Annotated in this window: 12 protein-coding genes and 1 pseudogene; 9 read left to right on the forward strand and 4 right to left on the reverse strand. The window is 43.4% G+C overall.

The window, feature by feature from the left end:
• The 4 genes from BLR42_RS23020 to BLR42_RS19100 form a co-directional block, all read left to right on the forward strand.
• The coding region (locus BLR42_RS23020; protein ID WP_207648562.1) for a hypothetical protein at window positions 1-188 on the forward strand (188 nt) is incomplete at its 5' end.
• A 243-nt stretch (window positions 189-431) separates the two neighbouring features.
• On the forward strand, window positions 432-995 hold the full coding sequence (locus BLR42_RS19090; protein ID WP_022762321.1) for a rhomboid family intramembrane serine protease: 564 nt from the start codon (window positions 432-434) through the stop codon (window positions 993-995).
• A gap of 288 nt (window positions 996-1,283) precedes the next feature.
• Complete coding sequence (locus tag BLR42_RS19095) at window positions 1,284-7,163, forward strand: InlB B-repeat-containing protein (protein ID WP_091872597.1); 5,880 nt, start codon at window positions 1,284-1,286, stop codon at window positions 7,161-7,163.
• Between the two features lie 110 nt (window positions 7,164-7,273).
• Window positions 7,274-9,403: an InlB B-repeat-containing protein gene (locus tag BLR42_RS19100; protein ID WP_278289410.1), complete on the forward strand. Its 2,130-nt coding sequence runs from the start codon at window positions 7,274-7,276 to the stop codon at window positions 9,401-9,403.
• A gap of 81 nt (window positions 9,404-9,484) precedes the next feature.
• Here the strand turns inward: BLR42_RS19100 and BLR42_RS19105 are convergent, their stop codons facing one another.
• Window positions 9,485-11,269: a sensor domain-containing diguanylate cyclase gene (locus BLR42_RS19105; protein WP_091872602.1), complete on the reverse strand. Its 1,785-nt coding sequence runs from the start codon at window positions 11,267-11,269 to the stop codon at window positions 9,485-9,487.
• 433 nt (window positions 11,270-11,702) lie between these two features.
• Between BLR42_RS19105 and BLR42_RS19110 the strand changes: the two genes are divergently transcribed.
• Window positions 11,703-11,933 carry a hypothetical protein gene (locus BLR42_RS19110; RefSeq protein WP_022763237.1) on the forward strand — a complete coding sequence of 77 codons (231 nt, stop codon included), beginning with the start codon at window positions 11,703-11,705 and terminating at the stop codon, window positions 11,931-11,933.
• Window positions 11,934-11,991: 58 nt separating this feature from the next.
• Entirely contained in the window at window positions 11,992-13,137 is a 1,146-nt protein-coding gene (locus BLR42_RS19115) for a PP-loop family protein (protein ID WP_170832880.1), read from the forward strand.
• 106 nt (window positions 13,138-13,243) lie between these two features.
• Here the strand turns inward: BLR42_RS19115 and BLR42_RS19120 are convergent, their stop codons facing one another.
• Entirely contained in the window at window positions 13,244-14,965 is a 1,722-nt protein-coding gene (locus BLR42_RS19120) for a leucine-rich repeat protein (RefSeq protein ID WP_091872605.1), read from the reverse strand.
• Between the two features lie 125 nt (window positions 14,966-15,090).
• A complete protein-coding gene (locus BLR42_RS19125) occupies window positions 15,091-15,450 on the reverse strand; it encodes a heavy-metal-associated domain-containing protein (RefSeq protein WP_091872607.1) in 360 nt (119 codons plus the stop codon).
• Window positions 15,451-15,569: 119 nt separating this feature from the next.
• On the opposite strand from BLR42_RS19125, the gene BLR42_RS19130 reads away from it, so the two are divergent.
• The 3 genes and pseudogenes from BLR42_RS19130 to BLR42_RS19140 all read left to right on the forward strand — a co-directional run.
• Window positions 15,570-15,797 (forward strand): FeoA family protein, encoded by a 228-nt coding sequence (locus tag BLR42_RS19130; RefSeq protein WP_091872610.1) that lies wholly within the window; start codon window positions 15,570-15,572, stop codon window positions 15,795-15,797.
• Complete coding sequence (feoB, locus tag BLR42_RS19135) at window positions 15,794-17,617, forward strand: ferrous iron transport protein B (RefSeq protein ID WP_242879437.1); 1,824 nt, start codon at window positions 15,794-15,796, stop codon at window positions 17,615-17,617. Before BLR42_RS19130 ends, feoB begins: the two co-directional genes overlap by 4 nt.
• Window positions 17,596-18,696 (forward strand): annotated as a pseudogene (locus BLR42_RS19140) (HAD-IC family P-type ATPase); the annotation flags it as partial. The gene feoB and the pseudogene BLR42_RS19140, both read left to right, overlap by 22 nt.
• A 172-nt stretch (window positions 18,697-18,868) precedes the next feature.
• Here the strand turns inward: BLR42_RS19140 and BLR42_RS19145 are convergent.
• Window positions 18,869-19,300 carry a flavodoxin gene (locus BLR42_RS19145; RefSeq protein WP_091872615.1) on the reverse strand — a complete coding sequence of 144 codons (432 nt, stop codon included), beginning with the start codon at window positions 19,298-19,300 and terminating at the stop codon, window positions 18,869-18,871.
• Between the last annotated feature and the right edge of the window lie 336 nt (window positions 19,301-19,636).

Genomic DNA, 19,636 nt, shown 5'->3' on the forward strand with positions numbered 1-19,636 from the left:
AATGCGTTGCCCGACAGAGCAAAGATGCTTTATCCGTTTTGCGAAAAATATCATATAACGTAGCAAGGCTGATGCAATTAGAAGATCCTGTGAACCGGATACAGATGATAGATATAATGGATGAAGTGGACTCGGATCTTACATGTGTGGCAAAGTTTATTTTTGAACCAATTCCCAGTATGTATTGATTTTTGAGAATAACAATACCTTTACTCCTTTTGATGACGCATAGGGATAACTATGCGCTTTTTTATGCTGAATATAGGATAATAACATCTCAAAAAGCAACTACTCCACCTGATTATGGCATTCTCCTGCACAAAAACTTCTTCATGAAACAACCCTATACCGGCCTTGGTTTATCTGATATTTAGGAGAAAAATGTGATATGATTACATAAAATCATTGCTTACTAAAGGGGATTTGGGAAAATGAAAAAACTAAAGATAACATTTAACGCACCTGTTGTACTTGGCTTTGCACTGCTTAGTTTTGCAGTCCTTCTTCTGGGAATAGTAACGCATGGAGCCAGCACACAGACATTTTTCACAACCTACAGATCGGATCTTCGATCGCCGCTCACCTATCTCAGATTCTTCACTTATACGCTGGGACACTCCGGCTGGGAGCATTTCATCGGCAACATGTCCTATATACTTCTGCTTGGACCTGCGCTTGAGGAAAAGTACGGATCAGCAAAACTTGTTGTTGTTATACTTGTTACCGCTCTTATAACGGGAATCGTAAATTCAATGTTTTTCCCTACTGTTGCACTATGCGGAGCTAGCGGAATTGTATTTGCATTCATCGTAATGACTTCCTTCACAGGCTTCAAAGGCGGAGAAATCCCGCTTACTTTCATTCTTGTTGCAATCATATTTATAGGACAGCAGATAATAGACGGGGTTTTCATAAACGATAATATCTCTAACACAGCACATATTGTGGGTGGAATTGTCGGAGCTGCAATCGGATATATTTGGAATAAGAAGTAATGGCTGACAAAAGTCCTGAAAAATGTCAATCATTTTCTTGCAATATTTTTTCAAAAACAAATTAAAATAATTATCTGAAAATAGCACAAATTGTTCTTTAAGAGCTGCATATGGCAGCTCTTTTGCATACAATAGAAATGATATAGACCTATTTTCACGAAATTCTCAACTTGTCAAGTACGAATTATGAATTGATTATTTCATATTTGGTAGTTTATTTTGAAAGAAAATTTCATATAATAATATATATTGCACTAGTTAACTTTTTTATCGAGGGGAGAAAAAGTCATGCGTAAGAATATCGCACGTAAACTTGCTGCATTTATGGCTCTTGTAGTCCTTCTTACGACCTTCGGGTCAGACTACAACAGCATTGGCGCTCGCGCTAATTCAGACGTAGATGCAATCGAGCAAGGTCTATCAGACGAAAACGGGCTCTGGGAACCCCAGGGCGCAGAACAACAGAATGTGCAGGAGGCTGAAGAGCCGGCACCGGAGGTGGTAGAGGAACCACAGGTAGAGGAACCACAGGTAGAGGAGCCTCAAGTAGAGGAACCACCGGCAGAGGAACCTGTACAGGAAGAACCACAGGTAGAGGAGCCTCAAGCAGAGGCACCGGCAGAAGAAGCTCAGGTAGAAGAGCCTGCTGAAAATGTGGAGAATCCTGATGCACAGCCCACAGAGGAAGTACAGCCTACAGAGATTCCCGAAGAGGAAACTCCTGCAGCAGATACTCCCGCTGAGGAGACACCTTCAGCAGAGACACCAACAGAGGATAACGGCGAAGCAGTAATGCCTGAAGAGGCACCTGCCGAGGCTGGAGAAGCTGAAGCACCTGCAGCTGAGACACCTCAGGGTATCGTGATAAGCTATGTTGCAGCTGAAGGCGGTAAAGTATCTGTAGAAACTGAGACAGTTACAGAGGCTGCTGCCGGATCTACAGCTATAGCTGATGAAGGCTATAAGTTTGCAAACTGGACAGATGCTGCCGCTACAGTAGTAGGAGAGGAAGCAACTTTTGTTCCTTCAGCAGAGCAGACCGTTGAGGGTGCTGTTTTCACAGCTAACTTCGAAAAGCTTGCGGTAGAGGCTGAGCCCGAAGTTGATATGCCGGCTGTAACCTTTGATGATGAGGCCGGAGATATCAGCGTTCACGTTGAAGCCGGAGAAGGAGCTTTTCCTGAAGGCACCATAATGAAGGTTACTGCTGTATATGATCAGGCCATCCTTGATACAGCTGCACAGGCAGCAGGCGTTGAGGCTGAAAGCACAGCAGCTGTTGATATCACTTTCTACTACAAGGATAAGGATATCGAGCCCGAAAAGCCTATCAAGGTACAGCTTCACAGTAAGGTAATCACAGAATCCGATGAAGCACAGGTAGTTCACATTTCTGATGACGGAGATGCGAATGTTGTTTCTGATGCAAGCATAAACGGAGATACAGCTGAATTTAGTTCCAGCGATTTCTCAATTTATGTAGTTGTTGGTAACACTGATGACTATCGCTTACTTGTTCACTTTAATAATGGCGATGACGAGATTGCTTCCATGTATGTTAAGAAGGACGATGACATGGAGCAGGTTCTCTATGATCCCGGTGCCGGTGATGTTCCCGATGGAGCAATTTTCAAGGGCTGGACACAGACAAAGGAGTATAAGAAAGATACAACCGCTCTCACCATTTCTGATGTCAGGACAGAAGTAGCCGGAATGCTTCCGCCTGCAAATGATGGTGATGAGGTTACCTACTATGCGATGCTCTTCAAACAGCATATGGTGACATATTATGATAATGGCGGCACAGCTCTTGGACAGGACAAGTTAGAGTATCCTGAATATGCAACAGGTGATGCACTTAACTGCGATTATGTAGTTAACATGGGATACTCACCTGAGGATGATGAGCATGATTTCCAGGGATGGTTTGCAACAAAGGGTGCTGAAAACATTGTTAAGAAAGGTGAGGCAGATTATACCCCCCAGGATAAGGATGTTTTCGATAATGGCACTGCAATAGTTATTAAAGGCGATGTGGGCTTCTCAGTTAATTCACCTGAGGGACACTGGCTTGTCTTTAATGAAAACGGTAAGGGTGCTACTTATTGTGCACCTCAGTTTGTTAAGAAATTTACTCCTTCATACGAAGGCGAAGTTCCCACCGATGAGTATATTACTCATGAACCCAGACCTGCTACTGAGATGACCAGATATGGATATAACTTTGGTGGTTGGTACTATGGAACGGTAGGATCAGATGGAAGTATTACTTTTGGAGAAGCGTTTGAATTTGGCAAGACATTAAGTGAAAACACAACAATATATGCTAAGTGGACGGCTAAGGACAAGGCTCCTTATACAGTTATTCTGTGGACGCAGAACCTTGAAAGATCAGGATATGACTTAAAGGAAGCGTATATTGAGAATGAAGGAACTGTTGGCGAGAATATTCCTTATCAGATTGTGGATAACACAGATGAGGATTATGTGCGAATCGGTAACAGAAAGAATGTTGAAAAGCATTATAAAGGCTTCTGTGCTAAAGAGCCTGAAAAAGAGGTAAAGATTACACCTGAGGGTGATGCTGTTCTGAATATCTATTTTGACAGAATTGAGTATAATCTTAAATTCTATTATTACAGAACACCCGGAACTAATGGTGACAGATATTCCTATGCCAATAACTCTGCAGCAGGTCAGAATACCTGGGGAATAGCCACATGGCATAATGATAATCGTAATCATCCTGAGCAGACATACACGACTAATCCTGAATACATGGGAAGTGATACTATTGGCGGATATACCGGATATTACTTTATCCTTCATGCATATTATGGTGAAGATATCAGTGCAAAGTGGCCTACCTATGATCAGATTCAGGGTACATCCAATGACCGTCAGCCGGTTAGTTTCATCATGATGAATGGAACAGAGCTTAAGCCTAATCCTTCAGCTGGTGGTGATGGAACAATAAAGGGTAAGATTTCAATTCTTGATGAGAAGATACTGGGTGCAACCAATGATAGCAACGGTAACTTCCTTATCATTCGTTTCAATAGCTACTATAACTGGAATTATCATATCTGGTATGAGCTTGTTGACGGAGTTGATATCACAGGCAAGAATACACATGAATATAATGGAAAGACTTACTATGAAGCTGAGGTAGTAACGCCCAGATCAAGTAATACTGATGTCGGACAGCAGAACGCTCCGCAGTATACAGGATATCAGTATATTGGAAGAAGAAATGAGGACTGGACTAATGACAGCAGATGGGTGAGAGATAACGTTTATCATATCAACTATGTCTATGATCGTATTAAGTACAAAGTTGAGTTCATGGACGGCAAATATGTTGATGGTTTTGATGATAACGGAAGTGGCGGTAATCTGATTTACAGCCATGATGCGAATCTTCTTCACGAGAGCGACCCTATAGGACAGGAAGCAAAATTACCGGCAGATCTTAAGGATTATACGCCCGATCTTCCTCAGGGAGAGGCCGGATTTGTATTTGCGGGCTGGTATACTGATGCAACCTGTAATACTCCTTATTCATTTGACAACGCTACGATGAAGGTTGGAGGTATTCGTGTCTACGCTAAGTGGCGCCAGACTCAGTATCGTGTATTCCTGCATGGTAACATGGAGGGCGCTGATTGGGGTGAAGGCCAGGCTATGGACTTCCGTGTGGAGTATGGCGGAAAGGTAAGTTCACCTACAGGTGTTAAGGACGGATACGTATTTGTTGGATGGTATACCGACGAAGAATGCACACCTTCACACGTATTTAACAAGGATGCATACGTTCTTAATGATAGTACGGTTACAACACCTTATCCGGATTCGGAAAAGGCCGGTACATCTGATGCGAGCAGATTCTGGATAACCAAACGCTTTGACCTTTATGCAAAGTGGAGAAAGGTCATTGATAGCGAAGAAGGTATTCATGTTCTATATGATTTTTATGATCCGGTTAACAAAGTAGGTTCCGGTACCAGAGCTGATCAAAAGAACTATGTGGACAATGCGGATGCTATAGCATTCCCTGCTCCTACAACTCCTGCTAAATTCCAGTTTGATTGCTGGGTATTGCAGACTTGGGATGGAGAAAAATACGTTGATACTCAGGAAACAGTACTTCCCGGAGATGTTTTCAAAGTTAATGAAGAAAAAGCTAAGAAGGAGCCGGATGGTACAAACAGCGAGGGTAAGCAGCTCTATAAATATACTGTTGGACTTCGAGCAAAGTATAAGCCTATAGGGGAAGCTACACCTACATTCATTCCATGGTTTGTCAATGATGGAACAGCAGCATTCCATGTGGATACTATAGAAGTACCTGCAAATTACAGTGACAGTACACTTAAAATAAATGATGCAGTTGCAATTCAGGCTCCGCCTACCCGCACAGGCTATGTATTCAAGGGTTGGGCAAGAGTTGACATGGGAGGAAACAAGGAAGCAGCAGATGCCTTCATGACAGGATCCTCCAACTGGACACAGAGCACTACGGATCTTTTCATTAAATATGAAGATGGCGGATTTACATATGAAGGAAAGAGTGCTACAGAGGTAGCTGCAGATGAGGCTATGCCTTATCAGGCAATGTTTGCAGTTTGGGAAGATAAGCTTACATACAAGGCTAATAATAATTCTTCCGATGCTGATACAGTTGTTCCCGGTGAAGTAGGCGAAGCTCTTACAGTAATCGAGTGTCCTTACAGCTATAACGGCTATACATTCAAGGAGTGGAATACTAAGGCGGATGGCAGTGGAGACAGCTATAAGCCTAATTCCAGCACATATACTCTTACTGACGCTGATGATGTTCTCTATGCAATCTGGGAAGATATGCTGACCTATGACGCAAACGGTGGAACAGGATCAATGGATCCTACTTACGGAGCTCTTGGCGGAAAGGTTGAAGTAGCAGAAAACGGCTTCGAATATGGCAGCTATGAATTCCTTGAATGGAATACCAAGGCTGATGGAAGCGGAACATCATATGCACCCGGAGAAGAGTACACACTTACCGAAGCGGATGATGTTGTCTATGCTATCTGGAAGGATGAGCTGAAGTACGACGCAAACGGCGGAACCGGCAGCATGAATCCTACCGAAGGAAAGCTTGGCGGAAGCGTAACTATTGCTACACATACATTTACAAAAGACGGTTATGACTTTGCAGGCTGGAATACAGTTGCAAATCCTACAGAATCTGAACCCGGTGTACAGTATGAGGATGGTGATCCATATACATTGACAGATGGAGAAGATATCGTCTATGCAATGTGGGTAGCAAAGGATGATGAGCTTGTCTATAACGCAAACGGCGGTGAAGGTTCTATGGATCCTTCTAAGGGTAAGGTTGACTCAGAAGTAGAAGTAAAGGCTAATGGATTTAGAAAGGACGGTTATACATTTGCGGGTTGGAATACTGTAGCAAAGCCTACAGAGGAAGAACCCGGCACAGAATATGCTGCAGGAGATTCATATAAACTTACTCCTGAAGATGACATTCTCTATGCAATGTGGACACCGGATGATGATAAGCTTTCATATGATGCAAATGGTGGAACCGGCACCATGGCTGATACGCCCGGTAAGGTAGATGAGACAGTAACTATTGCTACACATACATTCACAAGAGACGGATATGACTTTATAGGATGGAACACAGAAAAGAATCCTACAGAGACAAATCCCGGTACTACATATGCCGATGGTGGAGATTATAAGCTTACTCCGGAAGATGATATTCTCTATGCAGTATGGGCAGCAAAGGATGACGAGCTCAACTACAACGCAAACGGCGGAACCGGAACAATGGAATCGTCCAAGGGCAAGGTTGATCAGAATGTAACGGTAAAGGCTAACGAATTTGAAAGAGACGGCTATGAATTTGCAGGCTGGAATACAGTAGCAGACCCTGAGACAGAGAGCGGCACAGCATATGCAGCAGGAGACGATTATAAACTTACACCCGGAGAAGATAAGGTCTATGCAATCTGGAAAGCAAAGGATGACGAGCTTGTCTACGACGCAAACGGCGGAACCGGAACAATGGAGTCATCCAAGGGCAAGGTTGATCAGAATGTAACGGTAAAGGCTACGAATTTGAAAGAGACGGCTATGAATTTGCAGGCTGGAATACAGTAGCAGACCCTGAGACAGAGAGCGGCACAGCATATGCAGCAGGAGACGATTATAAACTTACACCCGGAGAAGATAAGGTCTATGCAATCTGGAAAGCAAAGGATGACGAGCTTATCTATGACGCAAACGGCGGAACCGGAACAATGGAATCGTCCAAGGGCAAGGTTGACCAGAATGTAACGGTAAAGGCTAACGAATTTGAAAGAGACGGCTATGACTTTGCAGGCTGGAATACAGTAGCAGATCCTGAGACAGAGAGCGGCACAGCATATGCAGCAGGAGACGATTATAAACTTACACCTGGAGAAGATAAGGTCTATGCAATCTGGAAAGCAAAGGATGACGAGCTTGTCTACGACGCAAACGGCGGAACCGGAACAATGGAGTCATCCAAAGGCAAGGTTGATCAGAATGTAACGGTAAAGGCTAACGAATTTGAAAGAGACGGCTATGAATTTGTAGGCTGGAATACAGTAGCAGATCCTGAGACAGAGACAGGAACAGAGTATAAAGCAGGAGACGATTATAAACTTACACCCGGAGAAGATAAGGTCTATGCAATCTGGAAAGCAAAAGACGATAAGCTTTTCTATGATGCAAACGGCGGATTCGGAGAAATGGATCCTACAGAAGGTAAGGTGGATCAGCGTGTAATTGTAAGCGACAATGAGTTTTATAACCCCGGTTACCTGTTTGTAACATGGAATACAGTAGCAGAACCTACGGATGAGAATCCCGGAGAAGAGTACGCAGAGGGCACTGATTATAAACTTACACCTGGTGAAGATAAGCTCTATGCTATCTGGGAAAAGAATCCTGAGGATACATACAGGATTGACTACTATGTAAGAAGGTCAGAAGACGGAAACTATGATAACGGTCTCATATCCGATACAAAAAATCCTTCCGATTATGTACATGAGACAGATGAAGAAGTCTGGGTTCGCACTACTGAAGGAATAATCGGTTCTACCGCTAAACCCGACGGCGGTTACAAGTTCATCGGATGGTATATGTATAATGATCTGCCAAATACTGAGGATAGAGGCGATGGTGATGGCGGTTACAGTGGAAAACTTGTAACAACAGACCTTGTACTTTCACCTGAAAAGATCGCAAGCGAGCTTGAGGCGCTCTTCCCTGATGGTATTTATCAGTGGACAGCTTTCGAAGCAAGATTTGCACCCAGCGATGATACCTACAATGCATACTATGTAGCAGAAGCAGGCGGAAAAACAACCAATCCTATGGACACAGACAATGTTCGGAGCACCGAAAAGATTACAGGTTCTACCGCACAGCCTGAAACAGGATATGAATTCGATGGTTGGTATGTAGTAAAGAAGGTTAATGGCGTTGAGACAGATGTTCTTATTGAGGGCGCTAAGGAACAATTAAAGCCCGAAGAGGTTATCGCTAATCTTAATAAGAGTGAAAATATTGACAGCGCAACAAATGTAGTTTGTGAACAACCTACGTATTATACATACGAAGATACAACCTTCAAGGCTAAGTTCAAGGCAGTTATTTATAACATTACCTATGAATACAGACTTGCAGAGGGTGTTGAGAAACCCGCAAACTGGGATGCACTTGTAACAGAGCTTGCAACACATAACAGAACCGCTATGAGCGGTGAAGAGTTTATGTGTCCTGATCTTCCGACAGTAGATGGATACACCTTCGGCCTTTGGAATATGGAAAAAGTTGCCAAGGAAACTCCTTCAACACTTGGAAAGATACTAAACTTCTTTGGTGATGTTGCAGATTTCATTACAGGTAAGACGGATGTTCGCGCTGAAAGCCAGAAGATGATAATGCCTGCATCAGATATCGTGGTTTACAGTATTGTTACCAAGAATCCTGAACAGCTCGATCCTCAGCCTGATCCTAAGCCCGATCCGAAGCCTACACCTGACGATGACGACGATGATGATGACGATGATACACCTAGAAGACGTCGTAATACACCCGGAAATAATGACAACAATAACAACGACAATAACGACAACACAGGTGATCCTCAGGTACTCGGAGATAAGAGAAATCCCGCTGATGATAAGGCGGTTCTCGGAGCAAAGAGAGACCAGGAAGAAGAGAAGAAGGTACTTGGCGCAAGACGTGGAGGAACCGACGACAACACCAACACTTCCAGAATAATCGTTCTTCTTATCGCAGCCGGAGCAGTAGCAACACTCCTTGTAACAGGTAAGAAACGTAAGGAAGAGGAAGAACAACAGTAAAAAATTCCGACAGGAATTTGAATATCTAACCAATGGGAAACCCCCACCGCTAAGCGGTGGGGGTTTCCTACGTTAATGGTTTTACATTTCAACTTTCACTATACAGTTTCTGCCGCCTTCTTTGGCGTCATACAATGCTTTATCAACTCGAAGGAACATATCCTTTGCATTTACACGTTTACTAACTGTAATAACTCCGAGACTTATGGTAAGGTGTCCGACATCGGGAAAATCGTGGTTTTCTACTCTTTTCCTAAGAGCCTCAGCTATAGACATCGCATCTTCACTTCCGGTATTTGGAAGTATGACGAAGAACTCTTCTCCGCCCCATCTTCCCGCTTGCCCATCCGGAACGCCGCCCGCGGCATCATCCAAAAGGGCTGCAGTTTCCTTCAATACCAAATCTCCGGTATGGTGGCCGTATTCATCGTTTATACTCTTGAAGTAATCAATGTCTATCATCAGAAGACTGAGAGGTGTTTCGTTTTTGGCTGTTTCATCAAGAAGACCATAGATAATATCCTCGGTCTTTCCCCTGTTGAAAAGACCGGTGAGAGCATCCCTATCTGCCATAAGCCTTAATTTTTCATTTAGTACCTGAAGGTCTTTCTGTGCTTTCTGGAGTTCCTCCATGGTCGTGTAAACAAGACTTGTCAGCCTTCTCATCTGCGCAGCAGGCCCTTTTAGTATGGAATCATCCACCTGTACCGCGGGAAGTTCTTCGTCAGAGGGTTCTCCCTCGCGCATAGCTATGGAAAGCTGCGTCACATTATGCTCAACAATCTCTCCCGATTCTGTATCGCGAATGACCTCGCCCCAGGTATAGAAACCGGTAGTTGAACATAGCTGCCCGAAGGGCTTTAGCTCCAGATCAACATATCTTTCCCAGAACGCCTTTCGGACGATGCAGGAATAAATGAAAATTGCCTGCGGTTTAAAATCGTGAACCTTTTCAAGTCGCTCATTAACCTGCTTAACGATTGATGCGGGATTTCCGTAGGAAAGCTGGATATCCATCCCTTCCATTACGGAGCCGTGCATATTAAGAGAACCGTCCTCTTCTATGTGAATGGCACTTCTTAGCCACTCTTCGCCGTTATATTCTGCAAGAAGAGGGAAGGTATATCCTTCCTTAGCATTACTATCCAGCTTTCTGTCAATCTCAAGGAATTTTTCATAGATCCCGGAAGCCGGTCTGTCATTAAGCTCTATCAGTTTGTGACCATCCGCCTTCGTAACTGTGAAAGGGACTCCCAGAGGCTCCCAACCGGTAACCTTGTCTATATCTATATGAAAATCGCTGCCGGCAAAGGTTGTTACCAGTATGGAATCAAACATAATTCCGCTTGCATCGAACACATAGTGCACCGGAGAATTCATCGTATGACCGCCTGAATAGCCGCCAAAAATCCTAATGGATTTGTCACATTCATCAATCTCGTCGAATAATTCTTTTGTATCAAACTCTGTACCGGGAAGTAGGAGCTCAGCAGCTTTAATCTCGGAAATGCTGTCAAGTTGTTCCTTTATTTTTCGGCCGACAGAGGGTTCATTTCCTTTAACATTGTCATAGCGGAATACTTCTGCCGTTGTGCTTTCTAAAAATAGCGCGCCAATAAGGATACCTTTTTTGATAAGGTGTCCGTCCATAATTTCTCCGGCTGACATAGTGCCTACGATATCCGCTTCAGGGAACAGCTTCTGAAGTCTCTTGGCAGCATAAGCCGTAAACTTTTCCGCCTCCATACCGCTGTAAATATGAAAAAGTACCTGCTTATATTTGCCGGATTCCCAGGTCTTTATGATCTCATCAACCTGAATATTGAGTTCAGGCATTTCTTTTAATTCAACAAGGATCTGTTTCAAAACATTAGGCCCTCATAAGTAATATTTTTACATCCTCTTAATATACAAGTTTATAACAATAACAACTTTCATAATAGTTGTAAATTGTGCCCTATTTATTAAAAAAGAGTAAACTGGATGCTTCATAAAAAACGATGTTGCAATAAAATAATTATTCTGATATATTACTCATTGATTTTTATTTTCCTAATTTTGTCGATTCGACATTTTTCCATTTTTATGAGGCCCGAAATGAAGAATTAATCCTTTTATTCTACTTCTGCTATGTGATAATTATGGTAGAATTAGGGAAAGGATATTTAATGGCAAGAATTTTTAGGCTTGATTCAAACGGAAAGCCATTTGAGTTTGAATCGTATTTCCTTGAGCCTGAGGAGTATGCAAAATTATCAGTGAGATAAATACAAACTATATTGTGAAAGGAGTTTCAAGCATGGAAGAAATATATAATAAGCTTACATCCATACCGGATGCATATTTTGAATTTATAGACAGTGTTATGGCATATGTAAAGAAAAAACCTGAGCGTATCAGAATCGTTGCCGATTTTTTGAATAAAACGGATAATTTGTTGTCATCAGATGTGCTACGCTTTATAATTAGTCAGCCGGACTTTTTTGAGGATGATGTACTTCATACATCCCGTAATTGTCAGCAAGCATAAGTTAAAAACAGTTTGGGGAGCTGCTAAGCTCCCCTTCTATATGTAGAGAGAAGTGCCAATGAATTATACAAAAACCTACGAAGAAATGCTGTCGGATGACAGGAAGAAGCTTTTCATAGATATAAGGGAAAGCGAAGAATTTGAGAAAAACTCGCCACCGGAGGCTGTAAATATTCCGAGGGAAGAGTTCAGGGAAAGAATTGATGAGCTCCCGAAGGATGAGCCGATTTATCTTATCTGCTACTCCGGAAAGTACTCGGATGAGCTGTGCGAGGTACTATCACCCAAGGGATATGAGATTTACAGCATAAAGAGCGGAATTTACAGCTATTATAAATACACCATAGAGCACCAGCTTTCAGATGAAGAAGAGCAGGAGAAGCGCTGCAGGGAAATTGAGAGAAGCATCATCAAGAAGTACAGAAGAGACCTCTGGAGCCAGTTTACAAAGGCTATCAACACCTATGAGCTCATTAAGGACGGCGACAAAATTGCGGTCTGCATTTCCGGTGGTAAGGATTCAATGCTGATGGCAAAACTTTTCCAGGAACTTCTAAAGCATGGAAAGAAGTATTTCGATGTGGTGTACCTGGTTATGAACCCCGGTTACAACGACATCAATTACACCACGATCCTTAATAATGCTAAGCTCATGCAGATTCCGATAACCGTTTTTGATTCGGATATTTTCGATATCGTGGCTGATGAGAGTGGATCGCCTTGTTATCTGTGCGCGAGAATGAGAAGGGGAGCACTTTACAGTAAGGCTAAGGAGCTTGGCTGCAACAAGATTGCCCTTGGGCACCACTACGATGACGTTATCGAGACGATTCTCATGGGAATGCTATACGGCGGGCAGTTCCAGACCATGATGCCCAAGCTTCACAGCACGAATTTTGAGGGCATGGAACTCATCAGGCCCCTCTATCTGATTCGCGAGGAGAGCATTAAAAAATGGAGAGAATACAATAATCTGACCTTCATCAACTGCGCCTGCCGCCTCACAGAGAGTTGTGCCAGCTGCGGCGGTACCGAGAAGGGAAGTAAGCGTGCTGAGATAAAGGAGCTTATCGCAGAGCTTCGTGAGAGAAGCCCCTTCATAGAGGCTAATATTTTTAAGAGCGTTGAGAATGTCCACCTTAATGCGATAGTTGCCTACAAAACAGCAGATGGCGAAAAACATCATTTCCTTGACAGATATTGAGAAATCAATATCTGTCATTTTTGTTGTATCAGAATGAAAAAAGCTGCACTCCATGATTCAGGAGTGCAGCTCTTATTATATGCTGTGTACCCGGCGGATACGCCTATTAGAATTTTCTGAACTTATAAACAGCCTTGGAACCGCCGGCCTTTTTAAACTTCTTTACAAGCTTGTTGTACTTTGAATAGCTTGTAGCTTTGAGAAGGAAGAAGGTGTTGGCATCAGCTGACTTAAATGCATTTTTTCCTAAGGTGTTAAGAACATAGCCCTGAGTTTCAACTCTGATGAGCTTGGTCTTTCCGGAGAAGGCATTAGCGCCGATTTCCTTAACATTTGCACCGATCATTACTGTTTCGAGCTTTGAGCATTTCTTGAAGGCATTTGCTTCAATCTTTGAAACTTTATAGCTCTTTCCGTCAACTGCAACAGTTGAAGGGATGTTTACATTCTTTATTGTTTTCTTGGTGCACTTTACAAGTGAAACATTATCATCATCTATAACCTTGTAAATAAAGCTTCCGGTTGTGTTATCCTGATCAACAAGATTAACGTTGAAGGAGATGGCTGTACCTTCATTTGTGCCGTCATCATAGACCATTACAACACTGAGAACTCTGCTTGCGCCCGGACCATTCTTTGTAAGTGTGATTTTAGGTGTCTTGGGTGTCCATTGAGTCCAGGTAAATGCGCTCTCTGCAGGGTTGGTAGTGATGGTCAGACTCTTAAGAATCATGCTGCAGTTGAGCATCGATGAATTGTCAATGAAAACAGGAACAAGTGTAACTGTCTGCTCTGTGCTAAGAAGAGTAGTACGTGTTACGGAATTATCCGGGTTCAGAACTCCGAGTGTAAAGTTCTTGGAATCCTTGAACATTTCCTCACTGTATTTCTGGAGCTTGCTCTTTGTTGTTGAATTGGATCCTTTTGACTCACGGAACTTTGTGCAATAGTCCACACGTGTCAGACCATAGCTCTTCATCTTCTTCTGAGAAGTGTTGAAGCAGGTATAATCAACAGTTCCTTTTGTGGATTTATCGCAGGCTACAAGATCAGTCTCATACCACTTGGTTCCAATTTTTACCTGATTCCAGCATCTGTAGCTGTTGAACAGAATGTCGTTGTTGATTTCAAGCTCATCAAGAAGTGCAGCAAATGCAAGGGCATAACCCTGTGTTGATGCGCGATGCTGAACTAATGCACCATATGCTGTATTCTTCAGATCCTTGTTGTCGATTGCAATCTTTGCATAAGTGGTATTGTTGATAACCATGTCGAAGCACTGGAGTTCCATGACAAAGTTGGTGTCCTCGTCAATGTTCTTCATGATTTTCTTGATTGCTTTTTTGAGTGCCTTTGTCTCGCCGGTGTAATCGTTATCACCGGTTTTCTGAAGGTATGCGTAGCAGGAATACTTGTTGTCCTTGCCCTTGATGGTTAGGAATTTGATCTGTGCCATGGCGCCAGCAATCTCAAGCGGATTGGAATAGATATAAGCGCGGCGGGCATACTTCAAATCATCTGCTGAGTACTTAACTCTCTCCTCAGCGCCGGTATACATTGTATAGAATCCGGCTGAATCAAATTCGGATTTGTTCTTAGCGGTAATCTCGACATCTTTCTCTTTGATCCTGGTATCCAGATACTGATAAGCGTCGTAGATCTTTCTCTCGTTTTCGCTGAGTGAATTGACTATAGACTCTGTTGCTGCCTGTGCTGTGATAGGCTTGGCAATGGCAAATGTCCCCGGAATGATTGTAAGAGCGATGGCTGCCGCGATTATGACAGACTGCACCCTCTTACGAATAGAATTGTCTTTTTTCATTATCATGTTATAACCTCCCGTCAATAAAAAACTTTCTTCGGGATAATTATAACTTATTTTTCGATAAAATAGTTGTTTCTGGACGACGAATTTTTGCTTTTTTCGTTAATTTTTGCTGCGTGATGATGAGACTACAAAGTAGAGACAACATGAAAATCAAGGTTCTCAATAGCTTTAATGAAAATGTCGGGATTGATATCTCTGTCATATTCAATGTCGACAAGCCCCTTTTTCAGGTTCACCTTGCAGGAGGCTCCTTCGATACTGTTTATCACGCGCTTTACTCTGTTTCTGCAATTTTCGCAGTGCATACCTTCAACCTTAAGAGTGGTTTTGCCGATGACGGGATTGTCGAGTTTTTTATCGGGTTCCTTGACCACTGAGTTTCCGCCTCCGCAACAGCCTCCCTCGCCCTTAAAGTGTTTGATTGATCCTCTGAGTGAGAAAGCTATGATTGCCACAATGATTATAGCTGCAAAAATATTAGACATCTGTATTTCTTCCTTTAACTGATAAATATTCTCAAATAGTAATATTGAACTGTTGGTTAGTCTATTCTAACATAAATAGTTAGTTAAAGCTAACTTTATTTTTTATGAAGGAGGAAAGTATGAGTCTGAGTGAGCTTTCTATGAATAAGCAGGCAGTGGTTGAGAAACTGTCGGGGGATGCGAGGTTTGTGAGCAGGATTACATCTATAGGTCTTACTCCGGGATGCACCGTCAAGGTCATCAGGAATGATAAAAACAGGCCAATGCTGATTTACTCAAGAGATACAATGATTGCGCTTAACAGAAATGAATGTATGGGCATTGATGTAAGGGAGGTGGCAGTATGAGTACAGCTACTATAGCACTGCTCGGGCAGCCTAATTCCGGAAAATCGACGCTTTTTAATGCTCTTACAGGTCTTAGGCAGCATGTAGGCAACTGGCCGGGGAAGACGGTTGAGAAAAAAGAAGGGAGCTTTTCTTATAAAGGTATGGAATGTGCTGTGGCGGATCTGCCGGGTTCATACAGTCTCACGGCGAATTCAGATGAAGAGCTTATTACAAGAGAGTACATTTCCTCGGGAAAAGCTGATGTCGTATGTATTCTTGCGGACAGCTCACAGCTTGAAAGAAGCCTCTTTATGACTGCGGATTATGCGGGCATAGATGTACCGAGCTTCCTTGTTCTGAACATGGCGGATGTGGCTTCGGATCAGGGAAAGTCCATTGATGTTAAGGCTATTGAGAAAAAGCTGGGAATTCCGGTGCTTCTGTTTTCTGCTACAGAAGGTAAGAAGTACGAACCATACTACGAGATAATGGAGCGTGCCGTTAAGGAAAAGGCAAAGATCAACGTTTCCGCCCTTGAAAGCGAGTATGAAAAGATTGAAGGATATTCTCTTTTAAAGGAACTGATTCCCGATAATCTTATACCCGGATATACCTCGATGTGGCTTGCAGTCAAGGCTCTGGAAGGGGATAAGCAGGTCCTTTCTTTATTGAAGGCCAAGCTGACACATGAGAATTACACCAACGTTGTAAATATATGTGACAGGAGTCAGGGAGCTATTGCAACCGGAAGCAGTAAGTTCAAGTGGATAGACGAGATTTTGGACGGATGCGTGACTTCCAGGAAGGAAAATATTGCTCTCAGCAAACTTGATAAGATATACCTCAGTAAAGTGTGGGGAAAACCTGCGGTTATCCTTACTGTTCTTTTGGGACTCATTGCCTCTTTCATTCCCGCTCTTCCGTTTATGGGAATAGGTCAGGGTATTGCGGCACTGAAAGCGCCGGTTACTTCTACTCTGACATCAGCCGGAGCTCCTGATATTCTGATTCAGATAATTTGCACTGTAGTAATCCAGTCATTTTCATATATTGTCCAGATGCTGGGATTTGTATTCGGAGTAACACTTGTATTCGGACTATTGGAAGAAGTGGGCGTAATGGCACGTATTTCCTATGTTTTCGACAATACAATGGGAAAGCTCGGGCTTCAGGGAAAATCGGTTATGCCTTTCCTTGTAAGTTTTGGATGTACGATGGGTGGAGCTGCCGGAGCAAGAGTAATCGATAACTGGGGACAGAAGGTTCTGACTATTGCGCTTGCCTGGGCGGTTCCCTGCGGAGCAGCATGGGCGGTAATACCTATGCTTTCGGCAGTTTTCTTTGGACCCGGCGCGGTACTTGTCATTGTGGTAATACTTCTTACAATGATTCTTCATATGTGGGTAACAGCTAAGATATTCGGAAGAAAACTGGTTCAAAAGAGTGACAGATACGGAATGATCATGGAGCTTCCGCCCTATCATAAGCCGAAGATCGGGGCGCTCCTTAGATACGTTCTTGGAAGAACAGGTGATACCTTTAAGCGTGTAGCAAGTGTTGTTCTTTTGGTGTGCGGCGTTTTCTGGCTCCTTAGTTACACGTTTGTTCCGGGAACACAGCCGATTCTATACCGCATTGGTACAGCAATAGAGCCCATAACCAAGATATTCGGTCTTGGCTGGCAGCTGTTTATAGCATTCATAGCTTCTGCTGTAGGAAAAGAGGGTGCGATTGGCGTAATCAGTGCTCTTTTCACAGGCGGAAACCTTTCAATAGCATTTAACGATGCAATGAGCGGCGCGGGAGCAGCTTCCAAACGAAAGCGCTGTCGGTTCTAATGGTTGATTTTTCCTGTGCACTAAAGCTCTCGATGCCGGTAACCGTGTTGTCAGCTATGCGTGAGTGCCAGGATAACCACCTCACCGTAAAGGGAGGAAAATTCCTTGAGGCTATCGCCGATGCGGATACAATCGTTTTTGATAAGACAGGAACGCTTACTATGGCTACTCCGAAGGTTGTGGATGTAGTCACATTCTCAGGGAATGACAAGGACGAGATGCTTCGGATAGCGGCATGTCTCGAGGAGCATTATCCTCATTCCATTGCGAATGCTGTGGTTGCAAGGGCTGCAGAAAAAGGGCTTGAGCACAATGAGATGCACAGCAAAGTGGAATATGTCGTTGCTCATGGAATAGCATCAACCATTGAGGATAAGAAGGTCGTAATCGGAAGCTGGCACTTTGTCATGGAGGATGAAGCGTGCACTATTCCTGAAGGAGAGCAGGACAAGCTTGATAATATATCAAAGCGTTATTCAAGGCTGTTTTTGGCTATAGGCGGGGAGCTCTCGGCGGTAATCTGCCTGGAGGATCCGCTTAGGCCTGAAGCTCCGGATGTTATTAAAAAACTGCATGAGGCAGGCTTTAAGAACATCGTCATGATGACCGGTGACTCTAAACATATCGCTAAAAGAGTAGCTAAAAAGGTAGGAGTTGACTCATATTATGCGGAGGTTCTGCCTGAGGAGAAGGCAGGATTTGTTCAGCAGGAAAAGGCGAAGGGTCATACGGTTGTCATGATCGGAGACGGAATCAACGATTCACCGGCTCTGTCGGAAGCGGATTGCGGTATTGCAATAAGTGAAGGCGCACAGCTTGCAAGACAGATTGCGGATGTCATGATATCAGAGGACGATCTGTACAAGCTTATTACCTTGAAGGAACTGAGCGGGCTTCTTATGAAGCGAATTCGTTTCAATTATCGCTTTGTTGTGGGATTCAACCTGGGGCTAATAGCACTGGGACTTCTTGGAACCATAGCGCCTGCCACGAGCGCTACGCTACATAACGGCTCAACTATAGCGCTGGGGCTTCACAGTATGACGAATCTTAGAAGAGAGGACAATGAGAGGGGGTAACATGAATTACCATAAGTTTTTCGCATGGGCTACAGTAATCTGTTTTTTACTTACAATGTATACGGGCTATAAAAAGCAATAAGGTTAAGAAAAAGAAATGAGACCGGGAGTGATCTGATCGTTTTCCGGTCTCATTTCTTTTTAAGAAACATGTATGAAGGATTAGTGCGCTTTACGCTTGTGCAAGCATTCTTCCAAGTTCTTCACACTGTGAGATTGCATCATCATCGGGAGCGTTGTTGGCGATTACACCTTCTCCGCCGATAATGGATGCTCCGGCAGCTACAAGTCTGTCCTGCCAATCTCTCATCCACTGGCCGTCACCCCATCCGTAGGAACCAAAGAGTGCAACCTTCTTGCCGCTACACTTGGTCTCATAGTCTGCCATGAAGGGCTCAACGATACTCTCTTCAAGAACTTCGGCGCCCATTGCGGGACATCCGAAAGCTATAACTGATTCACTTGCTGCATCAGCAGGACTGATTGAACTGAAGGAAGCTACTTCTGCTTCTCCGCCTGCGCCTGTTATTCCGTTTGCAACAGCATCTGCCATTGCCTGAGTGTTTCCGCTTCCACTCCAAAATATTACTTTAACTTTACTCATACGTTTCCCATCCTTTCATCTAACAAATAGGGTTGTTTCATGAAGCAAAATAAATATAGGGTCTTTTAGCGATGAAACTTAGAGGGAAAAGCATTATACAAAAGTGCTTTTCCCTCTTCCTTTTTCTGCTCTGTAGAGGTATAATATACCTAAAGTATAGGTATACGCCACCTATACGAAAGGAGGAAGGTATGAAGACTGAAAAAGTATATCCAGAATGGGTTCAGGCACAACGCGTTAAGGGGACTACCATCAAGAAAAAAGGTGATTCATATTACCTGTACAAGCGTACATCGAAAAGGGTTCCGGGGAAAAAATACCCCCAGCCTGTGGATA

The sequence above is a fragment of the Butyrivibrio sp. INlla16 genome, assembly GCF_900104155.1.
Lineage (GTDB): Bacteria > Bacillota > Clostridia > Lachnospirales > Lachnospiraceae > Butyrivibrio.